Origin of the sequence: Streptococcus oralis, assembly GCF_026782235.1 — a bacterium.
Lineage (GTDB): Bacteria > Bacillota > Bacilli > Lactobacillales > Streptococcaceae > Streptococcus > Streptococcus oralis_CC.
In genome coordinates this window covers 1-20,213 of sequence record NZ_JAKUWE010000008.1, presented here as the reverse complement: position 1 = coordinate 20,213, position 20,213 = coordinate 1, and the positions used below count along the sequence as shown (strand labels likewise).

At 39.7% G+C, this 20,213-nt stretch carries 23 protein-coding genes and 2 pseudogenes; 18 read left to right on the top strand and 7 right to left on the bottom strand.

Annotated features, from left to right (window positions below; all coding sequences use genetic code 11):
* Nucleotides 1-41: 41 nt before the first annotated feature.
* From MK396_RS09870 to MK396_RS09860, 3 genes are all read left to right on the top strand, one after another.
* Nucleotides 42-410 carry an EXLDI protein gene (locus MK396_RS09870; RefSeq protein WP_268724434.1) on the top strand — a complete coding sequence of 123 codons (369 nt, stop codon included), beginning with the start codon at nucleotides 42-44 and terminating at the stop codon, nucleotides 408-410.
* A gap of 215 nt (nucleotides 411-625) precedes the next feature.
* Nucleotides 626-1,630: an NADP-dependent oxidoreductase gene (locus MK396_RS09865; RefSeq protein WP_268724433.1), complete on the top strand. Its 1,005-nt coding sequence runs from the start codon at nucleotides 626-628 to the stop codon at nucleotides 1,628-1,630.
* A 16-nt stretch (nucleotides 1,631-1,646) separates the two neighbouring features.
* Nucleotides 1,647-2,291, top strand: coding sequence for a TetR/AcrR family transcriptional regulator (locus MK396_RS09860; RefSeq protein WP_268724432.1), 645 nt, complete (start codon nucleotides 1,647-1,649; stop codon nucleotides 2,289-2,291).
* A gap of 194 nt (nucleotides 2,292-2,485) precedes the next feature.
* Here the strand turns inward: MK396_RS09860 and MK396_RS09855 are convergent, their stop codons facing one another.
* Both MK396_RS09855 and gdhA read right to left on the bottom strand, forming a co-directional pair.
* Nucleotides 2,486-2,971 carry a GNAT family N-acetyltransferase gene (locus MK396_RS09855; RefSeq protein WP_268724431.1) on the bottom strand — a complete coding sequence of 162 codons (486 nt, stop codon included), beginning with the start codon at nucleotides 2,969-2,971 and terminating at the stop codon, nucleotides 2,486-2,488.
* 31 nt (nucleotides 2,972-3,002) lie between these two features.
* A complete protein-coding gene (gdhA, locus tag MK396_RS09850; RefSeq protein WP_268724430.1) occupies nucleotides 3,003-4,349 on the bottom strand; it encodes an NADP-specific glutamate dehydrogenase in 1,347 nt (448 codons plus the stop codon).
* A 205-nt stretch (nucleotides 4,350-4,554) separates the two neighbouring features.
* Between gdhA and MK396_RS09845 the strand changes: the two genes are divergently transcribed.
* From MK396_RS09845 to MK396_RS09815, 7 genes are all read left to right on the top strand, one after another.
* Nucleotides 4,555-5,490 (top strand): dihydroorotate oxidase, encoded by a 936-nt coding sequence (locus tag MK396_RS09845; RefSeq protein ID WP_268724429.1) that lies wholly within the window; start codon nucleotides 4,555-4,557, stop codon nucleotides 5,488-5,490.
* A gap of 32 nt (nucleotides 5,491-5,522) precedes the next feature.
* Entirely contained in the window at nucleotides 5,523-6,557 is a 1,035-nt protein-coding gene (gene holA / locus MK396_RS09840) for a DNA polymerase III subunit delta (RefSeq protein WP_268724428.1), read from the top strand.
* A gap of 72 nt (nucleotides 6,558-6,629) precedes the next feature.
* A complete protein-coding gene (sodA, locus tag MK396_RS09835; protein ID WP_268724427.1) occupies nucleotides 6,630-7,235 on the top strand; it encodes a superoxide dismutase SodA in 606 nt (201 codons plus the stop codon).
* Between the two features lie 154 nt (nucleotides 7,236-7,389).
* Nucleotides 7,390-7,920, top strand: coding sequence for a YutD family protein (locus tag MK396_RS09830; RefSeq protein ID WP_268724426.1), 531 nt, complete (start codon nucleotides 7,390-7,392; stop codon nucleotides 7,918-7,920).
* Between the two features lie 23 nt (nucleotides 7,921-7,943).
* Nucleotides 7,944-9,029: a 23S rRNA (adenine(2503)-C(2))-methyltransferase RlmN gene (rlmN, locus tag MK396_RS09825; RefSeq protein WP_000804762.1), complete on the top strand. Its 1,086-nt coding sequence runs from the start codon at nucleotides 7,944-7,946 to the stop codon at nucleotides 9,027-9,029.
* A 1-nt stretch (nucleotide 9,030) separates the two neighbouring features.
* A complete protein-coding gene (locus MK396_RS09820; RefSeq protein WP_268724425.1) occupies nucleotides 9,031-9,510 on the top strand; it encodes a VanZ family protein in 480 nt (159 codons plus the stop codon).
* A gap of 1 nt (nucleotide 9,511) precedes the next feature.
* Entirely contained in the window at nucleotides 9,512-11,053 is a 1,542-nt protein-coding gene (locus tag MK396_RS09815) for an ABC-F family ATP-binding cassette domain-containing protein (protein ID WP_268724424.1), read from the top strand.
* Between the two features lie 56 nt (nucleotides 11,054-11,109).
* Here the strand turns inward: MK396_RS09815 and MK396_RS09810 are convergent, their stop codons facing one another.
* The 3 genes and pseudogenes from MK396_RS09810 to MK396_RS09800 all read right to left on the bottom strand — a co-directional run bounded on the left by MK396_RS09810 (nucleotide 11,110) and on the right by MK396_RS09800 (nucleotide 13,060).
* The gene (locus MK396_RS09810; RefSeq protein ID WP_268724423.1) at nucleotides 11,110-11,913 is read right to left on the bottom strand and encodes a peptidylprolyl isomerase; all 804 of its coding nucleotides are present in this window, start codon (nucleotides 11,911-11,913) and stop codon (nucleotides 11,110-11,112) included.
* Nucleotides 11,914-11,915: 2 nt separating this feature from the next.
* Nucleotides 11,916-12,419: a DUF2798 domain-containing protein gene (locus tag MK396_RS09805; protein ID WP_268724422.1), complete on the bottom strand. Its 504-nt coding sequence runs from the start codon at nucleotides 12,417-12,419 to the stop codon at nucleotides 11,916-11,918.
* A gap of 119 nt (nucleotides 12,420-12,538) precedes the next feature.
* Nucleotides 12,539-13,060 (bottom strand): annotated as a pseudogene (locus tag MK396_RS09800) (hypothetical protein).
* A gap of 166 nt (nucleotides 13,061-13,226) precedes the next feature.
* Here MK396_RS09800 and rpsP point away from each other — a divergent pair.
* The 6 genes from rpsP (at nucleotide 13,227) to MK396_RS09770 (ending at nucleotide 15,787) form a co-directional block, all read left to right on the top strand.
* Nucleotides 13,227-13,499, top strand: a complete 273-nt coding sequence (gene rpsP / locus MK396_RS09795) for a 30S ribosomal protein S16 (RefSeq protein ID WP_000268760.1) — start codon at nucleotides 13,227-13,229, stop codon at nucleotides 13,497-13,499.
* A gap of 19 nt (nucleotides 13,500-13,518) precedes the next feature.
* Nucleotides 13,519-13,758, top strand: coding sequence for an RNA-binding protein KphA (gene kphA / locus MK396_RS09790; protein WP_000379617.1), 240 nt, complete (start codon nucleotides 13,519-13,521; stop codon nucleotides 13,756-13,758).
* Nucleotides 13,759-13,801: 43 nt separating this feature from the next.
* Complete coding sequence (locus MK396_RS09785; protein WP_268724421.1) at nucleotides 13,802-14,134, top strand: MazG nucleotide pyrophosphohydrolase domain-containing protein; 333 nt, start codon at nucleotides 13,802-13,804, stop codon at nucleotides 14,132-14,134.
* Nucleotides 14,135-14,209: 75 nt separating this feature from the next.
* Entirely contained in the window at nucleotides 14,210-14,728 is a 519-nt protein-coding gene (rimM, locus tag MK396_RS09780) for a ribosome maturation factor RimM (protein WP_268724420.1), read from the top strand.
* On the top strand, nucleotides 14,718-15,437 hold the full coding sequence (trmD, locus tag MK396_RS09775) for a tRNA (guanosine(37)-N1)-methyltransferase TrmD (RefSeq protein ID WP_268724442.1): 720 nt from the start codon (nucleotides 14,718-14,720) through the stop codon (nucleotides 15,435-15,437). The genes rimM and trmD overlap by 11 nt, the downstream gene beginning before the upstream one ends.
* A gap of 11 nt (nucleotides 15,438-15,448) precedes the next feature.
* Nucleotides 15,449-15,787 (top strand): ATP cone domain-containing protein, encoded by a 339-nt coding sequence (locus MK396_RS09770; RefSeq protein WP_001196045.1) that lies wholly within the window; start codon nucleotides 15,449-15,451, stop codon nucleotides 15,785-15,787.
* Between the two features lie 27 nt (nucleotides 15,788-15,814).
* On the opposite strand, the gene MK396_RS09765 is transcribed toward MK396_RS09770, so the two are convergent.
* The gene (locus MK396_RS09765; protein WP_268724419.1) at nucleotides 15,815-16,135 is read right to left on the bottom strand and encodes a hypothetical protein; all 321 of its coding nucleotides are present in this window, start codon (nucleotides 16,133-16,135) and stop codon (nucleotides 15,815-15,817) included.
* Between the two features lie 97 nt (nucleotides 16,136-16,232).
* Between MK396_RS09765 and MK396_RS09760 the strand changes: the two genes are divergently transcribed.
* Nucleotides 16,233-16,466 (top strand): YdbC family protein, encoded by a 234-nt coding sequence (locus tag MK396_RS09760; RefSeq protein ID WP_268724418.1) that lies wholly within the window; start codon nucleotides 16,233-16,235, stop codon nucleotides 16,464-16,466.
* A gap of 17 nt (nucleotides 16,467-16,483) precedes the next feature.
* Here MK396_RS09760 and MK396_RS09755 read toward each other — a convergent pair.
* Nucleotides 16,484-17,043 (bottom strand): annotated as a pseudogene (locus MK396_RS09755) (TetR/AcrR family transcriptional regulator).
* Between the two features lie 517 nt (nucleotides 17,044-17,560).
* Here MK396_RS09755 and MK396_RS09750 point away from each other — a divergent pair.
* Nucleotides 17,561-20,213, top strand: a 2,653-nt coding sequence (locus tag MK396_RS09750; protein ID WP_268724417.1) for a Spy0128 family protein, incomplete at its 3' end; no start/stop codon positions are given.

Here is a 20,213-nt window from a genome sequence, read left to right as displayed (position 1 = left end):
CAAAATCTGATATAATGTAGGTAGTTTCTGGAGGTGACTATATGTACTATAAAAGAGTTGAATTGAAAGTCACAAATCAAGGTATTCATGAGCACAAGATTTTTCAAGGTGTTAAGATTTTCAGTCGTAGCAAGCTGTCCAAAGATCAGAAAAGCATTCTGACGCAGAAGCTTTACCTGACTCCGAAGCAGAATATCGTTTTCTATCAGCGGACAGATGTCAATTATGACCAGAACTGGCATCATCATAAGGACTATTATGAACTAACTTATGGCCAGTTGGACGGAGAAACTGTCTTTAAGGTTTGCCAAGATTTTGATGAACTAAATCCTTTTCTGGAAAACGAGCTGCTGAAGAAGCTAAAAGAAAAGCAGTCAACAGGAAAATTTTTTGAAAAATTAGATATATAAAAATCCGGCTGCTTATAAAAGCAGTCGGATTTCTCTAATTTATAGTTTGATAATCTTTCATAAGAGAAAATAGATCTATTTTTATCATGAACAGCTAACTTAGTTAGAAATTGTAGAAACAGTATAGTTGAAATCTATGAAGAATAAGTGTATAATCAAGAAAAAAATGATTGATCGCTCACTCAATTTTGTAGATGGGTAAAGGAGTTCATAAAATGGTTGTTCAAGCAATACAATATAGTCGTTTCGGTGATGAAGAAGTATTAGATTTGGTGAATATTAAATCTGATTCTTTAGAAGTGAATCAAGTTAGGGTAGAAGTTTATGCAGTTGGTTTAAATCCTATTGATTATAAGACTTTTGAAGGTGCAAAGCAACTCCGATTTCTATCTTTTATGACAAAACTAAGGAAGCCAAGTCGTTGGTTTGAGTCAAAATCATCTCTTTTTCCAAGAGGTGTTGGTCGGGATTTTGCTGGAGTTATCACAGAAGTTGGTGAAGGAGTAAATCGGTTTGCAGTAGGGGATAAGGTTTTTGGAACAATGATCAGTGACCCTGGATTGGGGACCAAGAGGGGAGCTTTGGCAACAGAAGTTTGTGTCAATGAATCAGAAATTGTGTTGAAACCAGAGATGATTGATATGAACCATGCAGCTACTATGGGTGTAGCCTCTCTAACAGTGGGAGGTGCTTTTAGAAAGATTGAGCTAAACTCTAAAGATGTTGTAGTTATTTCAGCAGCAGCAGGTGGTATTGGAAGTATCGCAGTACAGTATGCAGTTGCTAAGGGTGCGACAGTTATTGGAATTGCAAGTAAGAAAAATTCAGAATATCTGAAGTCTTTAGGTGCTATACCAGTAGCTTACGAAGAGAACATCCAGAATGCTCTTCTATCAGCAAGTGCAAAGCCAATTACAAAATTCTTGGATTGCTATGGAAGTGATTATGTTAAATTGGCTTTCAGTTTAGGATTGAAGGGCACGGCTATTGGAACGCTAGTACCTTCACCATATGTTATGATAAGAGGAGCTCAGTTCACGGGTCCGAGACATTCTACATATGATGATTTTAACACTCTAGCGGAAATGGTCTCAGATGGGAAGGTTCGGCTGAATATTGACCAGGTTTATGATTTTTCTCTAAAGTCAGTTAGAGAGGCATATCGTAGCCTGAAGTCGGGACATACTCGAGGTAAGAAAGTTGTAAAAGTAAGAGGGTAGGAGAGAGGTGCCAGCAATGGAAAGTTTAGAACAAAAGTATGCTCAGACATTAGAAAATAGCAACCTGAGCTTAAAACAACGTCAAGTTTTATTATCAAGTCTAAAGTTATTTTCAGAAATTGGCTTTGAAAATACAACAGCTAGCCTTATTTCTAAGGAGGCTGGAGTTTCAGAAGGGACAGTTTTTAGTTACTTTAAAACCAAGGAAGGCATCTTAGAAGCTATTCTGTCAACTTTTCTCGAACAGGTTATTCCAGATATGATTGCTGATTTTTCTGAGAAGAAATTTACAGCAAACCAAGAGTCTTTTCCGCTATTTTTGAGAAGCATTGTTCGAGATAGACTGGTTTTCATTCAGAAGAATCAAATGCAAGTTAAAATTCTCTTGAGTCGTTCTTTTATTGATAAAACTATTTCTAATCAGTTAGGGAATGTTATTGTTCACTCTATCATTAAGCCAATTAGTCCAGTTCTGAATCAGTTTAAAAAAAATGGTGTTATCCGAGATTGGTCAAATGAAAGAATCGTTCGTTATATTTTAGCCTTGAGTCTTTTTTATGCTCTTCCAATGATGTTGAATGATAATGAGAACCTAGACATAGATGAAGCAGTAAATGAAATAGTTGAATGCCTGTCTTCTGCCTTAGTAGAAGTAAAATAAATCTTGATTTTTAAGCTTACTATTTTAAATAGTGAGCTTTTTTGAAACCAACATAAAAAATCCCCAATCATAATGATTGAGGATTGAAACAATACCTTAACTATCATAGCCTTGGCTACATTTTTAAAAGTTGTTTTAGCTGTGCTGAGGATCTTGATACTGATGTCCTCGAGACGACCAGAGTATACTGACATCTATTCATCTGATAAGAGAGACTTTATCATCCAGATATTCATAGCAGGATGACCGGCGGCGTTAGAAAGTGGTTGTTGCAGTGATGTGAAACCATAGTGTTGATAGATGGCCACAGCCGTAGCCAGTTCAGTAGAGGTTTCTAGATAAAGCTGTTCATAACCAGCTAGGCGGGTTTCCTGGAATATCCGCTTTATCAACCTGCTGGAATAACCTTTGCCACGGCTATTCTTAGTGACGTACAGTTTTTGTAATTCAGCAATCTTATCGGACACAGGTGCAAAGCCACCACAGCCAACCAGCTGACCTTCGTCTTCCAGGACAAAGTAAGCTGCTCTCTCTTGCTGTTGATAATAATCGGCCAAATGATCTAGATGAGAATCAAAGTAGACAGTTCCTGGTTTGTCAAGCCCGAATTCCTCTAGGCTGGCTCGAATGAGCTGCGCTACAGCTGGATTGTCTCTCGCTTCCATCGGCCGTAAGTTCATCAATTGTCCTCCGATAGGATGTATCGACTAATTAAACAATACCTTGTGCAATCATAGCGTTTGCTACGTTTTCGAAGGCAGCGATATTTGCTCCTGCAAGGTAGTCGGTACCAAGTCCGTATGTTTCAGCAGTTGTTTTAGCTGTGTTGAAGATGTTGGTCATGATGTCTTTGAGGCGTCCATCAACTTCTTCACGGGTCCATGAAAGGCGAAGGCTGTTTTGGCTCATTTCAAGCGCTGATACAGCTACACCACCAGCGTTGGCAGCTTTGGCAGGTCCGTAAAGGATTCCGTTTTCTTTGTAGACTTTAATCGCATCAAGGTCACTAGGCATGTTAGCACCTTCAGATACACAGATAACGCCTTGAGCAACCAAACGTTTAGCTGCTTCACCGTTGATTTCGTTTTGAGTCGCACATGGAAGAGCGATGTCGTAGTTACCAGTGTAAGTCCAGACAGAACCTTCATGGTAAGTAGCAGTTGCTTTCTCAGCTGCATACTCAGTCAAACGAGCACGGCGTTTTTCTTTAACATCAACCAAAAGATCGAAGTCAATACCATTTTCATCGATGACATAACCGTTTGAGTCAGATACAGAGATGACAGTAGCGCCGAGTTCAGTTGCTTTTTGAAGAGCGTATTGAGCTACGTTACCAGAACCTGAAATAACCACTTTCTTACCAGCAAAACTGTTACCATTAGCTTTGAGCATTTCTTCGGTATAGTAAACCAAACCATAACCAGTTGCTTCAGGACGAATCAAGCTACCACCAAATCCAAGAGGTTTACCAGTCAAGACACCCGCATCAAATTGGTTAAGGCGTTTGTATTGTCCGTAAAGGTAACCAATTTCACGTCCACCAACACCGATATCACCAGCAGGTACGTCAAGAGATGGTCCGATGTATTTTTGCAATTCTGTCATAAAGCTTTGGCAGAAGCGCATCACTTCAGCGTCAGTCTTTCCTTTAGGATCGAAGTCTGATCCACCTTTACCTCCACCGATTGGAAGTCCAGTCAAAACGTTTTTAAAGATTTGTTCGAAGCCGAGGAATTTCAAGATCCCTTGGTTTACAGTTGGGTGGAAACGAAGTCCGCCTTTATATGGTCCAACAGCTGAGTTAAATTGAACACGGTAACCACGGTTCACTTGGACTTTTCCATCACGGTCAACCCAAGGAACACGGAAAGAAATCACGCGCTCAGGCTCAGTGATGCGTGCCAAGATGTTTTCTTCGATATACTCAGGATGTTTTTCAAACACAGGCTCCAAAGTGCTGAAGAATTCTTCAACCGCCTGGAGAAATTCAGCCTCATGCCCGTTACGAGCTTTCACAGTTGCAAACACGCTTTGGATATAGTCTTTAGCAGATGTCATATCGTTCTCCTTTTTGTTGTTATATTTTATTACATGAGCCATTATAGCAGAATTTTTTTTGAGTGTAAAGAAAAAAACAGAAATTTTCTAAAAATTCTTTCAATTTACAAAACCGAACGTTTTATATAGAAATTAGTTTCTCAAAGAGAAAATCTTAAAGTATGGTATAATATTAGAAATAAAAGGAATCTGGAGGATCAGAATCATGGTATCAACGAAAACACAAATAGCTGGCTTTGCGTTTGACAATTGCTTGATGAATGCAGCGGGTGTGGCTTGTATGACGATAGAGGAACTAGAAGGGGTCAAAAACTCAGCAGCAGGAACATTTGTCACAAAGACTGCGACCTTGGACTTTCGTCAGGGCAATCCTGAACCACGTTACCAGGATGTTCCACTTGGTTCTATCAACTCTATGGGTTTGCCAAATAATGGATTAGACTATTATCTGGACTATCTTTTGGACTTGCAGGAAAAAGAGCCAAACCGAACTTTCTTCCTATCTCTAGTCGGCATGTCTCCAGAAGAAACACATGCCATCTTGAAAAAAGTGCAAGAGAGTGAGTTTAAAGGACTGACAGAGCTCAATCTCTCTTGTCCAAATGTACCAGGAAAACCTCAGATTGCTTATGATTTTGAGACAACAGACCGTATCTTGGCAGAAGTATTTGCCTACTTTACCAAACCTCTTGGGATTAAATTGCCACCTTATTTTGATATTGTTCACTTTGACCAAGCAGCAGCTATTTTCAACAAGTATCCGCTCAAGTTTGTTAACTGTGTGAACTCTATCGGAAACGGCCTTTATATAGAAGACGAGTCTGTCGTTATTCGTCCTAAAAATGGTTTTGGTGGGATTGGTGGAGAGTATATCAAACCGACTGCTCTCGCTAATGTCCATGCTTTCTATCAACGCTTAAATCCGCAAATCCAAATCATCGGAACGGGTGGTGTTCTAACGGGTCGTGATGCCTTTGAACACATCCTTTGCGGTGCGAGTATGGTGCAAGTAGGAACGACGCTCCACAAGGAAGGCGTCGGTGTTTTTGAACGTATTACCAATGAACTGAAAGCTATTATGGCAGAAAAAGGTTATGAGAACCTAGAAGATTTCCGTGGGAAATTGCGCTATATTGATTAAGTTTAATAAAAAATCAGAAGAAAGGAGAGAAGATGCTAGCCATTGAAGACAGTCAGAAGTTGACTTTATCAAATCTATCTAGCTTGAACCTATTCACAGGGACAGACCAGGGTCAGTTTGAAGTTATGAAGAGTCAAGTGTTGAAGCAGATTGGTTATGATCCAGCTGATCTCAATTTTGCTTACTTTGATATGAAAGAAGTAGCTTATAAAGACTTAGAGTTGGAGTTGGTCAGTCTCCCTTTCTTTGCTGATGAGAAAATCGTGATATTAGATCATTTTGTCGATATTACAACTGCCAAGAAACGTTTTTTAACAGATGATGAGCTCAAGTCATTTGAGGAATACCTTGACAATCCTTCGCCAACAACCAAGTTATTGATATTTGCGGAAGGAAAACTGGATAGTAAGAGACGGCTGGTCAAATTGCTCAAACGAGATGCGACTGTCTTTGATGCTATTGAACCCAAGGAACAAGAATTGCGCCAGTATTTCCAAAAATGGAGTCAGACACAAGGTTTGCAGTTTGTGGGGCAATCCTTTGAAAATCTACTTATCAAATCTGGTTTTCAATTTAGTGAAATCCAGAAAAATCTCCTTTTTTTGCAGTCTTATAAGTCCGACGGAGTGATTGAGGAGAAGGATATTGTCGAGGCTATTCCCAAGACCCTGCAGGACAATATTTTTGATTTGACTCAGTTTATCTTGGGTAAAAAGATTGACCAGGCGCGTGATTTGGTTAGAGATTTGACCTTGCAAGGGGCGGACGAGATCAAGCTCATAGCGGTCATGTTAGGACAGTTTCGAACCTTTACTCAGGTGAAGATTTTATCAGAAGCTGGTCAGACGGAATCGCAGATCGCAAGCAGTCTGGGAACTTACTTGGGGCGCAATCCTAATCCTTATCAAATCAAGTTCGTATTAAGAGATTCGAGAGGGATTTCCTTGGCCTTTCTTAAACAAGCAATTTCTTATTTAATTGAAGCAGACTATCAGATTAAAACAGGGGTCTATGAAAAGGGCTACCTTTTTGAGAGAGCGCTGTTACAGATATCTAGCCAAGCGTAATGAGCAAAAAACTTGAAAAAAGAGGATGTTTGCGTTATCATTTTCATATAGAAAGAAAAAGAGGTATTACAGATGGCTATTATCTTACCAGACCTTCCATACGCATACGACGCCTTGGAACCATACATTGATACAGAAACAATGCACTTGCACCATGACAAGCACCATCAAACCTACGTTAACAATGCCAATGCAGCTCTTGAAAAACACCCTGAAATCGGTGAAGACCTTGAAGCGTTGCTTGCTGATGTGGATTCTATCCCAGCTGATATCCGTCAAGCACTTATCAACAACGGTGGTGGACACTTGAACCACGCTCTTTTCTGGGAATTGATGACTCCTGAGAAAACAGCTCCATCAGCAGAACTTGCAGCAGCAATCGATGCAACATTTGGTTCATTTGAAGAGTTCCAAGCAGCCTTTACAGCAGCAGCTACAACTCGCTTCGGTTCTGGATGGGCATGGTTGGTAGTCAACAAGGAAGGGAAGCTTGAAGTAACTTCAACAGCAAACCAAGACACACCAATCTCAGAAGGCAAAAAACCAATCTTGGGCTTGGACGTTTGGGAACATGCTTATTACGTGAAATACCGCAACGTTCGTCCTGACTACATCAAAGCTTTCTTCTCAGTCATTAACTGGAACAAGGTAGACGAGCTTTACGCAGCAGCAAAATAAAAAAATAGGAAGGGAAGAGCTATTCTTCTCTTTTTGCTTTATAAGGCATGAGTCTGACAAAATCGTCAGACTTTTTTCATTTTTATGAGAAACATGCTAACTGCTAGAAATTATGGTAAAATAGAGTGTTAAGTAATCGTGGAAAAGGAAGACTATGCGTAAAGAAATTGCACCTGAATTATACAACTATAACAAGTTTCCTGGCCCAGAATTTCATGTAAATGGGGATAAGGTTGAGACTGAAGGGATTGCTTTTACCTTGGTTGAAAATATCAAGGATGCCTTCGATGTGACAGTCTTTAATCAACGCTTCTCAGAAGTGTTGACCAAGTTTGATTATGTCGTAGGGGACTGGAGCAATGAACAGCTCCGTCTACGTGGCTTTTACAAAGACGATCGAACAGAGGAAAAAATTGAAAAGATTAGTCGTTTACAGGACTATCTTTTGGAGTACTGTAGTTATAGTTGTGCCTATTTTGTCCTAGAAAATCAAGCACCGAAGCGGGCTTCATTTGACAAAAAAATGCGTAAAAAGGAGGAGGAAAATCTTCCTAGAAGAGGCAAGAAACCTTCGCAAAACAAGAGAAAACTAAATGCGGATAAGCGAAATAGGCGTCGTCATAAGGAACAGAAATCTCAGAAAGAGGACAAGGGACAGCGCCATTTTGTCATTCGTCAGAAATAGATAGAAGAGAATAAGGAGAAGAGATGAAACCGTCTATTTATAGTTTAACACGTCAAACCATGCAGGAATGGGTATTAGAACAGGGAGAAAAGAAATTCCGAGCAGATCAAATCTGGGAATGGCTCTACCGTAAACGTGTCCAGTCATTTGAAGAAATGACCAACCTTTCCAAGGATTTGATTGCTAAGCTCAATGACCAGTTTGTGGTCAATCCTTTGAAACAACGGATTGTACAAGAGTCAGCTGATGGTACTGTTAAGTATCTTTTCGAGTTGCCAGATGGCATGTTGATTGAGACAGTACTCATGCGTCAACACTACGGTTTGTCAGTCTGTGTGACCACTCAGGTTGGCTGTAATATTGGTTGTACCTTCTGTGCATCAGGCCTGATTAAGAAGCAACGTGACCTTAATAACGGGGAAATCGTAGCGCAGATTATGCTAGTTCAGAAATACTTTGATGAGCGTGGTCAGGACGAACGTGTCAGCCATATCGTTGTCATGGGAATCGGTGAACCATTTGATAACTACAACAATGTTTTGAATTTTGTTCGTACCATCAATGATGACAAAGGGATGGCTATCGGTGCTCGTCACATCACTGTTTCAACCTCAGGTTTGGCCCATAAAATTCGTGACTTTGCTAATGAAGGCGTACAGGTCAATCTCGCTGTTTCCCTTCACGCACCCAATAATGAATTGCGCTCAAGCATCATGAAAATTAACCGTGCCTTTCCGATTGAAAAACTCTTCGCAGCTATTGAGTATTATATCGAAACAACAAATCGTCGTGTGACCTTTGAATACATCATGCTCAATGAAGTCAACGACGGAGTAGAACAAGCCTTGGAATTGGCGGAATTGCTCAAAAATATCAAGAAATTGTCTTATGTAAACTTGATTCCCTATAACCCAGTTAGTGAACATGACCAATATAGCCGTAGTCCTAAAGAGCGCGTGATGGCCTTCTACGATACCCTCAAGAAAAAAGGGGTCAACTGTGTTGTTCGTCAAGAACATGGTACAGATATTGATGCAGCTTGTGGACAATTGCGTTCCAATACAATGAAACGTGACCGCCAGAAGGCAGTCGCAGCGGTAAATCCATAAAATGACTAAAAAAAGAGAATTAATCTTAAGATTGGGAGTGGCTGTTTACAGTCTTTGCATTGTCTGTTTTTGCTTCACTCCCCAGCCTCAACTTCCTACAGGAGTGGAAACTCCAGGTATTCAAACTTTTGGACGCCTGGTTTTTCTTTTAACTCCCTTAAACTCCCTTTGGAATCTGGGTGAAGTGACTAGTCTGGGACAAGTCATTTGGATCTTTTTGCAGAACATTTTAAATGTCTTCTTGCTCTTTCCTTTGGTCTTTCAACTGGTCTATCTCTGTCCAAATTTGCGGCAAACCAAAAAAATCATCCTTCTCAGTTTTCTACTGAGTCTAGGAATAGAGTGTACGCAACTGGTCTTAGACTTTTTCTTTGATTTTAATCGCGTCTTTGAGATTGATGATTTGTGGACCAATACCCTGGGAGGCTATCTGGCTTGGTTCCTCTATAAAGGACTGCATAAAAACAAGATAAGGAATTAGAATGAGTATTTTAGAAGTTAAAAATTTAAGTCACGGTTTTGGTGACCGTGCAATTTTTGAAGATGTGTCTTTCCGTCTCCTCAAGGGAGAACATATCGGCTTAGTCGGTGCCAATGGTGAAGGAAAATCAACCTTTATGAGCATTGTGACTGGTAAGATGTTACCTGACGAAGGAAAGGTGGAGTGGTCTAAGTATGTGACTGCTGGCTATCTGGATCAGCATGCTGTGCTAAAGGAAGGCCAAACTGTGCGTGATGTCTTGCGGACAGCCTTTGATGAGCTATTTAAAGCAGAAGCTCGCATCAATGATCTTTACATGGAAATGGCAGAAGACGGAGCGGATATTGATGCACTCATGGAAGAAGTTGGCGAACTCCAAGACCGTTTGGAGAGTCGTGACTTCTATACTTTGGATGCTAAGATTGATGAAGTAGCGCGTGCTCTCGGTGTCATGGACTATGGCATGGATACAGATGTAACAGCCTTATCAGGTGGACAAAGAACCAAGGTGCTTTTGGCTAAACTCCTCCTTGAAAAACCAGATATTTTGCTTTTGGACGAACCAACCAACTACTTGGATGCTGAGCATATTGACTGGCTCAAGCGTTATCTCCAAAACTATGAGAATGCCTTTGTCCTCATTTCGCACGATATTCCTTTCCTCAACGACGTAATCAATATCGTCTACCATGTGGAAAATCAACAGCTAACGCGCTACTCTGGAGATTACTACCAATTCCAAGAAGTTTATGCTATGAAGAAATCTCAACTGGAGGCAGCCTACGAACGTCAGCAGAAAGAGATTGCAGACCTTAAGGATTTCGTGGCTCGAAATAAAGCGCGTGTCGCAACGCGTAATATGGCCATGTCCCGTCAAAAGAAACTGGACAAGATGGACATCATCGAACTTCAAAGTGAGAAGCCAAAACCATCCTTTGATTTCAAACCGGCTCGTACACCTGGGCGCTTTATCTTCCAAGCCAAGGACTTGCAGATTGGTTATGACCGTCCTCTGACCAAACCTTTAAATCTTACTTTTGAACGCAATCAAAAGGTTGCCATCATTGGAGCCAATGGTATCGGGAAAACAACTCTCTTGAAGTCTCTCTTGGGCATTATCCCACCAATCGCTGGGGAAGTTGAACGCGGTGATTACCTAGAACTTGGTTATTTTGAGCAAGAAGTAGAAGGTGGCAATCGTCAAACACCTCTTGAAGCTGTTTGGAATGCCTTTCCAGCACTCAATCAAGCAGAAGTTCGTGCAGCACTTGCTCGTTGTGGTCTGACAACTAAGTATATCGAAAGCCAAATTCAGGTTTTGTCAGGTGGAGAACAAGCCAAGGTGCGTTTCTGTCTCTTGATGAACCGTGAAAACAACGTTTTAGTACTTGACGAGCCGACCAACCACTTGGATGTAGATGCCAAGGAAGAACTCAAACGGGCGCTTAAAGAATACAAGGGATCTATCCTTATGGTCTGCCACGAACCAGACTTTTATGAAGGTTGGATGGACCAAATCTGGGACTTTAACAAGCTAATTTAAAAATGAGGGAAAAAGAAATACAGTATCGAATGTGGATACTGTATTTTTTAGGTTATTTAGGATTTAAAATCGTAATCCTTCACCACTTCGATACTATCAATGGTGATAGCAGAAGTCGGTTTGTCTTTCTCATCTTTTTCAGCCTTGGCAATCTTGTCAACAACATCCATGCCCTCGATGACTTGACCAAAGACAGGGTGTTTGCCGTCTAGACTTGGATTTCCACCTTCTTTATAGGCTTCGATGATTTTCTTTGGATACTTGCTTGTAGGGAGTTTAGCTGAAATATCTGTCGAGTTTTGGTTGATGAAGAACTGGCTACCGTTGGTATTTGGTTGACCAGTGTTAGCCATAGCAAGGGCTCCTCGGATATTGTATAGGTAAGGAGAGATTTCATTTTTGAAACCAGTTCCTTTGTCTTTTGTTTTATCCTTATCATGCCAGATAGATTGGCCCCCTGTACCATCTCCCTTAGGATCTCCAGTTTGAACCATGAAGCCATCGATGACACGGTGGAAGGTGATGCCGTTATAATAGCCTTCATTAGCGTGAGTAAGGAAGTTTTCAACCGCAAGAGGTGCTAGTTTTGGAAAGAGTTTGATGCGGATATCGCCTTGATTTGTGTGTAAAACAACCTCGGCTTCATCTTCGGCAACTTCTTTAGAAAGTTGAGGGAAGTTGGCATTTTCATTGGTCAAAGCGTCATTCAAATCTTTGGCAGCCTGAGCAGCTGCTTTTGAACTTTCTTCAGCTGAGATACTGGAGTCGACATACTCATCACCACGGAGACCACGTTGGATACTAGTACATCCAGCAAGGGCAACAGTTGATAGTAAAAGAAGGGTTGCTAGTTTTTTCATTGTTAACCTCTCAAAAATTCATTTCTATCATTGTACCCTAAAAGGAAGTGGATTTCAAATGTTAGTAGTTTACAGAACTGGAAAGAACTTAGTATAAAACGGGCAATTGGTCCGACAATTAGGAAGTTTAGAGGAAGAGCTGCAATAAAGTTTACGATCCAGGCACCTAGATAGGTCTTGGGTGTGATAGCAATGCCATTGTAAAAAAGTCCATAGAAGGACATGAAAGTGACCATGAGAACTGCCATTCCTCCAGAAATTGTTATGATTTTCTGACAACCTTTATGATGTTCCGTGAGAATGCGAAAGGCAATTGACTTAACGATTGGTCCCACAAGGATGACATCCAATAAAAAGGCTGTGACAAAACCAGGGATGTAACCAAGGGATAAATGATGTAGTGAAAGTTGACCAACAATAAAAAGATTCCACATGGACATACCGAGTACCATCATGGAACACATAAGTGTTGTAAATAAAAGAGCTTCTTTAAAATTTCTAGGCATTATAGTCTCCATTTCTTTTTGATTATACATCAGTCTATCATAAAAAATTTTCCTCGTAAGTGAAATGATTAATTTTTTTCAAGAAACTGTTTTCAAAAAAATCCCCCCATCATGATTGATTAAAGATTCTTCTTTGGATGACGGTCGATAATGTCCTGGTACTGTTCCAGTATCTGCTCCCCCTTTGGAGTCAATTTGTAGCCACGATTGCTAATTCTTCTTCTGAAAAGTTGTCATGAAGGTCTTGGTCCAAATTTGTAGCCTTCATCTTAGAAAGTACTGTAACTCTCCTTACTTTTGAGGATATTCTCTTTCATAGTGGTATTTAGATGATCAAGTGAATCAAAAGCAGTTTCAATGACAGCATAACCTTTTTCTACCAGAGTTTTTAGATGTTTTGGGGCATCAATGCCATAAGTGTACTCGAAGTATTTAGGAAACCAGGTTTCGGTGGTAAAAATTCCAAAGTAAATTCGCCAAAGTAGGATAATATCGTCTGCTAGGAGATTATCTTCGAGTAACTCCATGTTGCGTTTTGGAACAGGTTTTGGATTTAGTAGCCAAGTATCCAAATCACGTTCAGGAGAGATGAAGGGTTTGACTTGATAATCCTTATATAATTTTTCTAAAATAGTATTCATAAATTTTTTCTTTCTAATTTATCCCTATTAGTCTAAAAAATTTAAAAATTTTAAACTCTGTCAAGTTTTTTTCTTGACACCTGCCAAAAATCTGCTATAATAGAATATGTGCTAAATAGCTCAGCTATTTCACCGAAATAAAAAAATAAGAAAAGAGACTTTAAAAATGGCAGTTAAAATCCGTTTGACTCGTATGGGTTCTAAGAAAAAACCTTTCTACCGTATCAACGTAGCAGACTCACGTTCACCACGTGACGGACGTTTCATCGAAACAGTTGGAACTTATAACCCACTTGTTGCTGAAAACCAAGTGACTTTGAAAGAAGACCGCGTTCTTGCATGGTTGGCTGATGGAGCTCAACCTTCAGATACAGTTCGCAACATCCTTTCAAAAGAAGGCGTATTGAAAAAATTCCACGATTCTAAATTCTCAAAATAAGTTTAAAGTAGGTTGACAGATGGATACGATTGAAAATCTCATTATTGCGATTGTGAAACCTTTGATTTCACAACCTGATGCCTTAACTATCAAGATCGAAGACACACCAGAGTTTTTGGAGTATCACTTGGATCTTGACCAGAGCGATGTCGGTCGTGTTATCGGTCGTAAGGGTCGCACTATCTCAGCGATAAGAACGATTGTCTACTCTGTCCCAACTGAAGACAAAAAAGTAAGAATCGTTATCGATGAAAAATAAAAAAAGCGGGACGGATGTCTCGCTTTTTTGTGAGGAGGAGAAGATGAAGGATCTAACGTTTAGACAATTACAAGCTTACTTACTCGAACATTACCAGCAATCTCGAACTGAGGAAGGTCTCTTTATCAAGCTAGTGGAGGAAGTCGGAGAAGTAGCCGAGGTCTTGAATGGGCGCTCTGGTCGAAAAGAGGGCGTTCAGGATTCAAACGAGGAACTTGCCAAAGAACTAGCTGATATTATTCACTACACTGTCGCAATTGCGGCCATCAACGATATTGACCTAACCAAAACCATCTTTGACAAAGATAAGAAGGCTGCCATTAAGTATCAACATGAAAGAGATTTGGAAGGATTTTTGAATGGGAAGGAGAATTGATGTCCTCTTTCTCCAACTTGTGAAAATCCCTGGAACGTGATAAAATAAAGGATAGAAATAGATACAGGAGACAAGATGAACTACTTTAATGTTGGGAAAATCGTTAATACGCAGGGTTTACAGGGTGAGATGCGTGTCTTGTCTGTGACGGATTTTGCTGAGGAGCGGTTTAAAAAAGGGGCAGAGCTGGCTTTATTTGATAAAAAAGATCAGTTTGTTCAAACAGTGAGCATCGCAAGTCACCGTAAGCAGAAGAACTTTGACATTATCAAGTTCAAAGACATGTACCATATCAATGCGATTGAAAAGTACAAGGGTTATAGTCTCAAGGTCGCTGAGGAAGATTTGAACGATTTAGATGATGGTGAATTCTACTATCATGAAATTATTGGTTTGGAAGTTTACGAGGGAGAGAACTTGATTGGAACTATCAAGGAAATCCTACAACCAGGTGCCAACGATGTCTGGGTGGTCAAACGAAAAGGTAAGCGAGATTTGCTTTTACCTTACATTCCGCCAGTAGTTCTCAATGTTGATATTCCAAACAAACGGGTTGATGTGGACATCTTAGAAGGGTTAGATGATGAAGATTGATATTTTAACCCTCTTTCCGGAGATGTTTTCTCCGCTGGAACACTCGATTGTTGGGAAGGCTCGAGAAAAAGGGCTCTTGGATATCCAGTATCATAATTTCAGAGAATACGCTGAAAAGGCCCGTCATGTTGACGATGAACCTTACGGAGGCGGTCAGGGGATGTTGCTAAGGGCTCAACCCATTTTCGATGCCTTTGATGCTATTGAAAAGAAAAATCCCCGTGTCATTCTTCTTGATCCTGCTGGAAAACAGTTCGATCAAGCTTACGCTGAGGATTTGGCTCAGGAAGAGGAACTGATCTTTATCTGTGGTCACTATGAAGGGTATGACGAGCGTATCAAGACCTTGGTAACCGATGAAATTTCCCTAGGAGACTATGTTTTGACTGGAGGAGAATTGGCGGCCATGACCATGATTGATGCGACCGTGCGCTTGATACCGGAAGTTATTGGTAAGGAGTCTAGCCACCAAGATGATAGCTTCTCTTCGGGACTTCTTGAATATCCTCAATACACACGCCCTTATGACTATCGAGGCATGGTGGTACCAGATGTTCTCATGAGTGGACACCATGAAAAGATTCGTCAGTGGAGACTGTATGAGAGCCTAAAGAAAACCTACGAGCGCAGACCTGACCTGCTAGATAACTATCAACTAACAGCCGAAGAAGAAAAGATGCTGGCTAAAATTAAAGAAAACAAAGAATAAAGGAGAACCTTATGCAAGTAATCAAACGTAATGGAGAAATTGCTGAATTTGATCCAGATAAAATTTACCAAGCTGTCCTAAAGGCAGCTCAAACCGTTTATGTTTTGACAGATGATTTGCGCCAAAACCTTGCACAAGTTACTAAAAAAGTCGTTTTGGACTTGGAAGAAGCAAAAGTAGAACGTGCCACTATCAGCATGATCCAATCAATGGTTGAACACCGCTTACTTGGAGCTGGCTACATCACAATCGCAGAACACTATATCTCTTATCGCTTGCAACGCGATTTGGAGAGAAGTGGTTATGGCGACCATATCGCCGTTCATCTTCATTTTGAACAAATCCGTTAAGAAAAAGAGTGGGATGCAAAGAACATCTCACTCTTTCTTAAATAGACTTTTCTGAGCTTTTTGTACGGTTGAGGGAACGAAACGAAGCCGTTTAATATCACTGATACGAATGATTCGAGTCACGTTTTTTGAAAAATTCTTGACGATAATTTGTTGGCGATTGGCGTCGTGTTTGATAATATCACCCGTAAAACTTGTCTCAGCAAGTATCACATGAACAGCCGTCTTTTTCTGGATAGCTTGTTCAATCATAGCGGTGAGGAAGTTGTCCTCGATTTGAGGATGATCATCATTCCCATTGAGAAAACTATGTAGTTTATCTAGAACTAGTTGGAATGCCTGTCTCATAGAATCCTCCCTTCTTATATATCCACATTATATAAAATTTTCTTAAAAACTACAAGATTTTTCGAATAATCTAATGAAAACTAAAAAGGAGAACAAAATGGCAGAATTTACATTTGAAATCGAAGAACACTTACTGATCTTGTCTGAAAATGAAAAAGGATGGACCAAGGAAATCAACCGCGTCAGCTTTAATGGAGCCCCTGCAAAGTTTGACATTCGCGCTTGGAGCCCAGACCATACTAAAATGGGCAAGGGAATTACTCTTACAAATGAAGAATTTCAGGTAATGGTTGATGCTTTTAAAGGTGGACAAAAAAAGAATCTTGAGTAGAACTCAAGATTCTTTTTTTATGACACAATATAGTCACAGAGAGAAGTCTTAGCCAATTGAATAAAAGTCTCTCTAAATTCTTCAGGTGGTGTTGGATTATCCTTACGAATCCACACTTCAATGAATGAAATCGCCATGGTCGTAATGATATAGGCTATGTCCTCTTCACTAAAATTATATTTCAGCTGGTAGTTAACATTTTTTAGTACCCACTGAGAATATTTCTCACGTAGAAACTCCCTCCAACAAGTGGTGGCTTGAGAATTGTACAAGGTACCAACGACTTCTCGCTTTTCATAGATGAGAGGAAGAATGTGGTCCGCTAAGAAAGTGATGGGATCGATCTCTCTCTCTTAGGACAGTAGTTGTTAAAATTATTAAAGATCTGTTGATCAGTCTCCTTGTGGATATAATCAATAATATCTTCAAAGTTATTAAAGTGCTTTTGATAAATCGCTTGGCGGGAAATACCAGCTTCTGCAGCAATCTCAGTCATGGTAAAAGAAGTTCGCTGAGGGTTTCTCCTTGCAAGAGTAATAAAAGCACCTAAGATTAACTCTCTAGTTTTATTTGCCATAGCTTTACCTTCCTATCTATAAATATTAAAAATACTAGATTTAGTATTACCCAAGCTTTCCCTTTAGCATAAATAAACTGAATAGATGATTATTTGAAAGCCTCTATAAGACTATTATATCATAGATTTATTATAAATAACAGATTGTTACAAGGAGCCACTACTTTTTGCAAATTCCTATTATGTCAGTATTTCCAGACAATTCTTAGGATAGTCACTTTTTATATGGTATCATGAAATAATATATCAAAAAAAGTTGACACTGTGTAAATAAATAACTGAGTGAATTACAAGATTTTAATAAAAATATTCAATGATATGTAGTATAATAGTCATGGATAATGTTTTGCTATATTTCCATCTGACCAAGAGTAATGATACTCCTGCTAAAGATTGAATTGAATAAATATTTTAAATACTATAATAGTGTACTCATTTTTCAAAGCAAGTGTTACAAGTATGTTGTCGTGTAACAAATCATGCGATTGAAAGGGGTGTTGCCTACTGGGAGAAGAAGATGCACTATTCAATCCATTTCAATCATTTAGAAAGGAAAGTCATGAAATTTAAGAAATTGTGGCTCTATATTTTAACGCCACTACTCGTTTTATTAGGTTCTGCTGTTCTGACAAATACAGTTCAAGCAAAGGAATTGCAACATGTTATCACTAATGTCCAAATGTGGGATGTCGATAATGGTGGTGTAAAGAAACCAAATGCTGATGGGACCTATGAGTTGACCATGAACAACGATTACCCTAACTATAAGTACATGGTAGACTTTGATTTGAGTAATTATAATGGTAAGCTTGAGGAAGGCGATACTTTTACTTTTACTATCCCTGCGCCATTGACCGTAGAGAATAAGACGTTTGATATTACGGACAAGAGTACAGGTGTTGCAGTAGCCTCTGCTAAGGTTGTATCTAGTGGGAAGAATGCTGGTGGTAAAGTTACCATGACCTTGCAAAACCTAAAAGCATATCTTGCTAAAAAAGGTGGAACTCAGGTAAATGATGTTTCAGGTACATTTTATACTGGGTTTAGTATTAGACAAGATACAAGCAAAACAACCATTACCTATCCAACGACTGAAACAAAAGACAAGATTACGCATGTAATTAAGTCAAAAAAACCTAGTACTCCTGATTATGGTAACGAAGTTGGTGTAACAAACTTTGCAAAGGTTAATGGTATTATTACGAAAGAGCACTGGGAATCAAAACTTTTAAATAAGAGTGGAGAGTACCACCATCCATTTATCATTCGTGTGAATGATAGACAGGCAAGTTATAATACATTAGAAATCCATGACTCTATTTTAGAGGATGGATATTCGCCAGCTCAATTTGTTCCTGAATCGTTAGAAATTAAATATGGCTATTACGACAAGCGCTATAGTTTCCATGATGAAAAGCCTATGAAAGAGGGCGTCGATTACACCGTGGAGTGGAACGATTCTTATACCGATTTCAAAATTAAGATTAGTAATGCCTCTTCAAAAAAGGCTTCAAATGGGAAACCTGCTTCATTCCGTATAACCTATAAGACAACGGCTCCGGGAGATGGAACAAAAATCGGAAATAGCGCGGAAGTAAAAGGTGACGATGCTCCGCTAAGTTCTCGTACTGATGAGACTAAAACAAAACTCATTGTTTCTCGTAATTCTCAGATTACTGATGGTGGTACTATCCAGTTGAAAACAGGATATCGAATCACTCTTTATAAAGTTGATGAAAAGACTCTTGATCGTTTGGTTGGAGCTAAATTCAAGATAATACCACCATCAGGTGCAACTGCTACTGAAGAAACTGTAACAACGAATGCTGACGGAGTAGCACAATCTTCAGTGTATTCAGAAGATGATGTGAAAAAAGGTAACTTCACTGTTACAGAAATTGAGGCTCCTAAGGGATATGAATTGGATTCAACTCCATTTGAAGTGACCGTAGGTAAAGATGGGGTTATTAAGACTGTTAAGAACAAACGTGCTTCAGCTAAAGCCCAACTATCTGCCATCAAGAAATTGACAGGTCGTGCGATGAAAGCTGGCGAGTTTGAATTTGATTTGTTTGATGACAAGACAAATAAAGTTGTTGAAACTGTAACAAATGATGCAGACGGAAACATTAAGTTTGCTGAATTGTCATTTGACCAAGAAGGGGAATACACTTACCACATCGTAGAGAAGAAAGCCAACACAACTGAAAAAGGTGTCACATACGATGCTAACCCTGTAGAGGTTAAAGTTACTGTAACAACAGATGCAACAACTGGTAAACTAGTTGCAACTGTGTCTTACGAAAGTGATGATAAGACTTTCGAAAACACTTACGCTGCTGAAAAAACTTCAGCTTCTCTTGAAGTGACTAAGAAGTTGACTGGTCGTGAGTTGAAAGCTGATGAATTTGAGTTTGTCTTGAAGAATGATACAGATGGTTCAGAAGTTCAAAAAGTGAAGAACACTGCCGACGGTAAAGTAACATTTGCCCCAATCGAATATACTAAAGCTGGTACATACAACTACACCATTGTTGAAACAAACGCTGGTAAGACTGTTGATGGTGTGACTTACGATAATCTTGAAGTTAAAGTCACAGTAGAAGTTACAGATGACGGCGAAGGAAAACTTCATGCGAATGTGACTTACCCAGCGGACAAAGAATTCAATAACAGCTATGGAACTTCAAAAGCAAAAGCAACTCTTGAAGTGACTAAGAAGTTGACTGGTCGTGAGTTGAAAGCTGATGAATTTGAGTTCACTTTGACAGACCAAGATGGCAATGTGAAAGAAACTGTGAAGAATGACAAAGACGGAAATGTTAAGTTCTCAGAATTGGAATTCGACAAAGCAGGCACTTATACTTATAAGATTGCTGAAAAAGCGGGTACTGCTACAGGTATCCAGTACGATACTAAAACCATCACAGCTACAGTAACTGTAGCGGACAATGGTAAAGGTGTCCTTGAAGCAACCGTTGCTTATGACAGCGAAAAAGCATTCGAGAATACTTACACACCAGCGGGAGCTACAAGTGTCACTCTTGGAGCTAAGAAAGTGCTTGAAGGTAAAACACTTGAAGCAGGTAAATACAGCTTCGAATTGAAGAAAGAAGACGGTAGTGTTGTCGAAACAGTGACAAACGCTGCCGATGGAAGTGTGACCTTCT

Bases quoted from the DNA above. Each gene is read 5' to 3' on its own strand.
- MK396_RS09870 (WP_268724434.1), top strand. From the start codon at position 42: ATGTACTATAAAAGAGTTGAATTGAAAGTCACAAATCAAGGTATTCAT.
- MK396_RS09865 (WP_268724433.1), top strand. From the start codon at position 626: ATGGTTGTTCAAGCAATACAATATAGTCGTTTCGGTGATGAAGAAGTA.
- MK396_RS09860 (WP_268724432.1), top strand. From the start codon at position 1,647: ATGGAAAGTTTAGAACAAAAGTATGCTCAGACATTAGAAAATAGCAAC.
- MK396_RS09855 (WP_268724431.1), bottom strand. From the start codon at position 2,971: ATGAACTTACGGCCGATGGAAGCGAGAGACAATCCAGCTGTAGCGCAG.
- gdhA (WP_268724430.1), bottom strand. From the start codon at position 4,349: ATGACATCTGCTAAAGACTATATCCAAAGCGTGTTTGCAACTGTGAAA.
- MK396_RS09845 (WP_268724429.1), top strand. From the start codon at position 4,555: ATGGTATCAACGAAAACACAAATAGCTGGCTTTGCGTTTGACAATTGC.
- holA (WP_268724428.1), top strand. From the start codon at position 5,523: ATGCTAGCCATTGAAGACAGTCAGAAGTTGACTTTATCAAATCTATCT.
- sodA (WP_268724427.1), top strand. From the start codon at position 6,630: ATGGCTATTATCTTACCAGACCTTCCATACGCATACGACGCCTTGGAA.
- MK396_RS09830 (WP_268724426.1), top strand. From the start codon at position 7,390: ATGCGTAAAGAAATTGCACCTGAATTATACAACTATAACAAGTTTCCT.
- rlmN (WP_000804762.1), top strand. From the start codon at position 7,944: ATGAAACCGTCTATTTATAGTTTAACACGTCAAACCATGCAGGAATGG.
- MK396_RS09820 (WP_268724425.1), top strand. From the start codon at position 9,031: ATGACTAAAAAAAGAGAATTAATCTTAAGATTGGGAGTGGCTGTTTAC.
- MK396_RS09815 (WP_268724424.1), top strand. From the start codon at position 9,512: ATGAGTATTTTAGAAGTTAAAAATTTAAGTCACGGTTTTGGTGACCGT.
- MK396_RS09810 (WP_268724423.1), bottom strand. From the start codon at position 11,913: ATGAAAAAACTAGCAACCCTTCTTTTACTATCAACTGTTGCCCTTGCT.
- MK396_RS09805 (WP_268724422.1), bottom strand. From the start codon at position 12,419: ATGCCTAGAAATTTTAAAGAAGCTCTTTTATTTACAACACTTATGTGT.
- rpsP (WP_000268760.1), top strand. From the start codon at position 13,227: ATGGCAGTTAAAATCCGTTTGACTCGTATGGGTTCTAAGAAAAAACCT.
- kphA (WP_000379617.1), top strand. From the start codon at position 13,519: ATGGATACGATTGAAAATCTCATTATTGCGATTGTGAAACCTTTGATT.
- MK396_RS09785 (WP_268724421.1), top strand. From the start codon at position 13,802: ATGAAGGATCTAACGTTTAGACAATTACAAGCTTACTTACTCGAACAT.
- rimM (WP_268724420.1), top strand. From the start codon at position 14,210: ATGAACTACTTTAATGTTGGGAAAATCGTTAATACGCAGGGTTTACAG.
- trmD (WP_268724442.1), top strand. From the start codon at position 14,718: ATGAAGATTGATATTTTAACCCTCTTTCCGGAGATGTTTTCTCCGCTG.
- MK396_RS09770 (WP_001196045.1), top strand. From the start codon at position 15,449: ATGCAAGTAATCAAACGTAATGGAGAAATTGCTGAATTTGATCCAGAT.
- MK396_RS09765 (WP_268724419.1), bottom strand. From the start codon at position 16,135: ATGAGACAGGCATTCCAACTAGTTCTAGATAAACTACATAGTTTTCTC.
- MK396_RS09760 (WP_268724418.1), top strand. From the start codon at position 16,233: ATGGCAGAATTTACATTTGAAATCGAAGAACACTTACTGATCTTGTCT.